This window comes from Nocardia sp. MH4 (assembly GCF_019266065.1).
GTDB classification, from domain to species: Bacteria; Actinomycetota; Actinomycetes; order Mycobacteriales; family Mycobacteriaceae; genus Nocardia; species Nocardia canadensis.
Genome location: NZ_LPNR01000006.1, coordinates 1 through 4,743 on the forward strand (window position 1 = coordinate 1; position 4,743 = coordinate 4,743).

Annotated in this window: 6 protein-coding genes; 2 read left to right on the forward strand and 4 right to left on the reverse strand. The window is 71.3% G+C overall.

Annotation, left to right across the window (positions count from 1 at the left end):
* Positions 1 to 149: 149 nt before the first annotated feature.
* The 4 genes from fmt to ATM97_RS00060 form a co-directional block, all read right to left on the reverse strand.
* On the reverse strand, positions 150 to 1,073 hold the full coding sequence (fmt, locus tag ATM97_RS00045; protein ID WP_218715831.1) for a methionyl-tRNA formyltransferase: 924 nt from the start codon (positions 1,071 to 1,073) through the stop codon (positions 150 to 152).
* Positions 1,073 to 1,612, reverse strand: a complete 540-nt coding sequence (gene def / locus ATM97_RS00050; protein WP_218715832.1) for a peptide deformylase — start codon at positions 1,610 to 1,612, stop codon at positions 1,073 to 1,075. Before def ends, fmt begins: the two co-directional genes overlap by 1 nt.
* A gap of 77 nt (positions 1,613 to 1,689) precedes the next feature.
* Positions 1,690 to 2,706 carry an esterase/lipase family protein gene (locus tag ATM97_RS00055; protein WP_374104811.1) on the reverse strand — a complete coding sequence of 339 codons (1,017 nt, stop codon included), beginning with the start codon at positions 2,704 to 2,706 and terminating at the stop codon, positions 1,690 to 1,692.
* 66 nt (positions 2,707 to 2,772) lie between these two features.
* The gene (locus ATM97_RS00060) at positions 2,773 to 3,441 is read right to left on the reverse strand and encodes a PadR family transcriptional regulator (RefSeq protein WP_218715833.1); all 669 of its coding nucleotides are present in this window, start codon (positions 3,439 to 3,441) and stop codon (positions 2,773 to 2,775) included.
* Between the two features lie 89 nt (positions 3,442 to 3,530).
* On the opposite strand from ATM97_RS00060, the gene ATM97_RS34125 reads away from it, so the two are divergent.
* Entirely contained in the window at positions 3,531 to 4,307 is a 777-nt protein-coding gene (locus ATM97_RS34125; protein ID WP_255586481.1) for an HD domain-containing phosphohydrolase, read from the forward strand.
* A gap of 30 nt (positions 4,308 to 4,337) precedes the next feature.
* The coding region (locus ATM97_RS34130; RefSeq protein ID WP_374104812.1) for an HD-GYP domain-containing protein at positions 4,338 to 4,743 on the forward strand (406 nt) is incomplete at its 3' end.

The window sequence follows — 4,743 nt, forward strand, 5'->3', positions numbered from 1 at the left end:
TCCGCCGCCCGCGCGCACCGTCCCGCCGCCCTTGGCGGCACGCGCCGCCCAGCCGCCGTCGACGTCCTTGCCGGCGACCTTCTTCTCGTCCCGGGGCGTCGTGCCGCCGCGGGCGTCGGCTTCCCGGCGGCGCCGGCGATCGGAGGCGCTCATCCGATCACCTGACCCGGTGCCAGGCGCGCGCCGCGGGCCCAGTCGAGGGCGTTCATCATCTTCTTACCGGGTGGCTGGACCTGCCCGAGCCGGATCGCTGTGGTCGACGTACCGACGAAGACGCCGGACTTGCGCACCTCGATCTCGCTTTCGGGCAAGGTTTCCTCCACCATCTCGACCGGGCCCAGTTTGAGCCGCAGTCCGTTCATCTCGGTCCACGCGCCGGGCGCCGGGGTGACGGCCCTGATGCGGCGGTGGATGGCCAGTGCGGGCTCGTCGAACCGGATCCGGCCCGCTTCCACGGTCACCTTGGGCGCGTAGGACACGCCGTCGGCGGATTGCGGAATCGCTTGCAGCGTCCCGTCTTCCACTCCGTCGAGGGTCCGCTCCAGCAGGACCGCGCCGCCCTCGGCCAGCCGACCGAGCAGCTCGCCCGCGGTGTCGGTGACGTTGATCTTCTCGGTCATCACGCCGTACACCGGGCCGGTGTCGAGCCCGGCCTCGATGCGGAAGGTCGACGCGCCGGTCATGTCGTCACCGGCGTCGATCGCCGCCTGCACCGGTGCCGCGCCGCGCCAGGCGGGCAGCAGCGAGAAGTGCAGGTTGATCCAGCCGTGGGCGGGAATATCGAGCACCTGCTGGGGCAGCAGCGCACCGTAGGCGACCACGGGGCAGCAGTCCGGCGCGAGCTCGGTCAGCGCGGCGACGAACTCGGGGTCGGCCGGCTTGCGGGGGGTGAGTACCGGAATGCCGTGCTCGTCGGCGAGCTGACCGACCGGCGAGCGCAGCAGCTTGCGACCGCGACCGGCGACGGCGTCGGGCCGGGTGACCACGGCGATCACCTCGTGCCGATCGCTGTCGATGAGCCGCCGCAGCGACGGCACCGCGGGTTCGGGGGTGCCTGCGAAGACGACGCGCATCAGCGGCCACCGCCGACACCGCTGGACTCACGCACGGTGACGCCGTTGCGGAACCAGTCGGATTCGCGGATGGTCCGCATCGCGTCCTTCCGGTCGCCGGGCTCGAGCTTGCTGACGAACAGCACGCCGTCGAGGTGATCGGTCTCGTGCTGCACACACCGCGCGAGCAGCCCCTCGGCCTCGAATTCGACCGGCGCACCGGCGCTGTCGACGCCGGAGACCTCGACCCGCAACGCCCGGCGCACGTCGTAACGCACGCCGGGGATCGACAGGCAGCCTTCCGGCCCGACCTGCTCCTCGTCGCCGATCGCCGACCATTGCGGGTTCACCACGTGGCCCGCGGCGTCGCCGGTGTCGTAGACGAACACCCGCAGCCCGACCCCGATCTGCGGCGCCGCCATCCCGACCCCGCCGTCGTCGTGCATGGTCTCGGTGAGATCGGCGATGAGCTGACCGAGTTCGGCACCGAACTCGGTGACCGCATCCGCACGGGAACGCAGAATCGGATCGCCGAACAGGCGAACGGGCTGAATGGTCACGCGGCGGCTCCCGGCTGGACGAAGTGCGGTCGTCCCATTCTAGTGACCGCGGCCGATGCTCCCGCCCGGCGTGGTCGTCAGGAGTTCCCGGCGATGATCACCTGGGGAATGCCGGTGCCGAGCGCGACCGGTGTGCACACGGGCGCCGGCGCGTGGGCCGGATCCAGCACCCGCAGCAGCAGCTGCTGCACGAACGGGTCGTAGACCATGTGGAAGTGTCCGGTCAGGTCGTCGGCGCACAGATCCTGCAGGACCAGGTTCTCCGCGCCCGGGCCGTGCAGGGCGATGTTGTCGAAGGGCTGGATCATCTCGTCCACCCGGCTGCCGACGGTGACGTAGCGGACGCCGGGCACGGTGTCGCCGCCCGCGTTGAGCTCGACCATGAGCGGCTCGCCCTGCGCCTGCTGGACCGCCGCCGTCGAGGTGACCTCGGCGAAGACGTCCATCATCCCGGGCACCGCCTGCCCCACCGGGACCAGGCCGTACATGACGCCGCCGTAGCTGGGCGAGGCGAGGCCGACCCAGGTGCCGACCTTCGCCGCCCCGCCGAGCTTGTTGACGTAGTAGCGGCTGACCGTGGCGCCCTGGGAGAAGCCGACCAGGTCGACCTTCGTGGTCCCGGTGACCGCCAGCACGTCGTCGACGAACGCGGCGAGCTGGGCGAAGCTGACCCGCATGTCCTCGGTGCCGTAGGTGTCGGCGCCCGGCGCGCCGCCGTAGTTGAGCGCGAACACGCACATGCCCGCGTCCACGAGCTGCGGACCGATACCCGCCCAATCGGAGTACGCGCTCGAGTCGGTACCGTGCACGAGCACCACCGGACGCGGATGGTCGGCGGTCGGCTTACAGCCGAAGTTGTTGACCCCCAACGGAACCGCGGTGGGATGCGTGTCGAGGTAGCGGGCGGCGGCGAGATGGTCGGTTTGCCGGGGACCCGGCTCGTTCGGCACCAGGGCGGGCCGGTATCCGGCCGGTTCGGCGGCGGCGGGCGAGGTCAGCGTCGCCGCGAACACCGCGGCCACGGCTAAGGCGATCGCGCCCGTTCGTCGCCTTTGTGCCGTTCCCCAAACCCACCTGCGCCGCGGCTGTTCCATATCCCAAAGAATTACACCGTCCGCACAGGTTTCGCACCCCCGAGAAGAGGGAATGAGTGCCCTGAATTATCGGGGGTCGTCCCCGGGCGTGACATCGTCCTCGGCGAGGATCCGATACAGCGCCCGCCGGGTCTCGGTGAGCACCTCGGCGGCCTTGGCCGCCTGCTCCGCCGTCCCGACCTGGGCGACCTGACCGACCGCGCCCATGACCTGCCCGACCAGGCCGCGCAGATCCAGCGCCTGGGCGCCGACGTCCTGCTTGACCTCGGCCCACGGGTCACCGAGTTCCTCGCGATTGGCCTCGACATAGGCCTTGCCCTCGCCGGTGAGCTGGGCGGTCTTGCGACCGGCCACCTTCTCGATGAGCACCAGTCCCTCGTCCTCCAACTGGGCCAGGGCGGGGTAGATCGACCCCGGGCTCGGACGCCAGATGTCGTCGCTGCGCTCGCGGATCTGCTGGATCAGCTCGTAGCCGTGCATGGGCCGCTCGACGAGCAGCAGCAGCACCGCGGCGCGCACGTCACCGCGCCTGCCCCGGCCGCCGCGGCCGCGTCCACGACCGAAGCCGGGACCGAAACCCGGGCCGAACCCGGGGCCGAAGCCCGGCCCGAACTCGGGACCGTGCCCGTGTCGCCCGCCCCGGCGGAACTGCCGCCGATCGGGACCGAATTCCGCGGGGCCGGGTCCACGACCGCGACCGAAGTGTCCGAATTCTCGATTCTCTGCGTTGTGCATGACAGCCTCCTCAGGCTCTCTCGCTGCCCTTGACGTTATCGACGATATATCGGCAATGCATCGAGCGCAAGGGGTCCTCTGAAATCACCATGACGGAGCCGCGCAGGCCGATGCGCCTGGCCGAACTGGTCGCCTCGCTGTCGCCGGCCACCGACCTCGGCCTGGGCCAGCCACAGGAGCACGTCTTGCGTCAGACCGTGCCGGCCACCCGGCTCGCCACCGCCGCGGGTCTGTCCGACGCCGATCGTGCTGCCGCGTACTACGTTTCACTGCTGGCGTGGGTCGGTTGCGTCGCGGACTCCCCCGAGATGGCGCGCTGGTTCGGCGATGCCCTGCGGATCAGGGCCGACAGCTACCGGATCGACAAGACCGGGCTGCCGATGCTGACCTTCCTGCTCGGCCACCTCGCCGCAACCGGCTCACCGCTGCACCGGATCTCGGTGGCGAGCCGGTTCCTCGCCGACATCGCCGAGCGCCTCGAGCTGCCCGCCGCGGTCCGCACCGCGCTACCGCAGGCCTTCGAGCGCTGGGACGGCCACGGCGTGCCGTCGGGTCTACGCGGCGACGGGATCATCCCGGTGATGCGGGTGGTCCACATCGCCGACGACGCCGAGGTCCACGCCCGGATGGGTGGTGTCGAAGCCGCCGTGCGCATGTTGCGCTCGCGCAGCGGCACCGAGTTCGACCCGGAACTGGTCGAGTTGTGCGTCCGCGACGACGGCGCGCTACTGGACGGACTGGATCGGGTCGACGCCTGGCAGCACGTCATCGACGGCTGCGCCGCGCTCGACAGACCCCTCCCCGAGACCGAACTCACCGATGTGCTCACGGTGTTCGCCGACTACGCCGACGCGAAAGCCACCTAGTTCCTCGGCCATTCGCGCGCCGTCGCCGATCTGGCCGCCGCGGCGGCCCGCGAATACGGACTCCCCGCCGACCAGGTGACCACGCTGCGCCGGGCCGGGCTGGTGTGCCGGCTCGGTACCATCGGCGTCTCGACCGGCATCTGGAACAAGCCCGGACCCCTGACCGCGAGCGAACGCGAACGCATGGTCCCCTACCTCACCGAACGCGTCCTGGCCCGCAGCCCCCACCTGGCGGTGCTCGCGGGACCGGCCGCGATGGTCTACGAGCGGATGGACGGCTCCGGCTATCCGCGCGGGCTCACCGGCTCGATGCTGCCGCCGACCGCCCGGCTGCTGGGCGCCGCGCAGATGGCGCGCGCCCTCGCCGAGGACCGCCCGCACCGCCGGGCCGCCGATCCCGACGAGCGGGCGCGGATCCTGCGCGCCGAGGTGACAG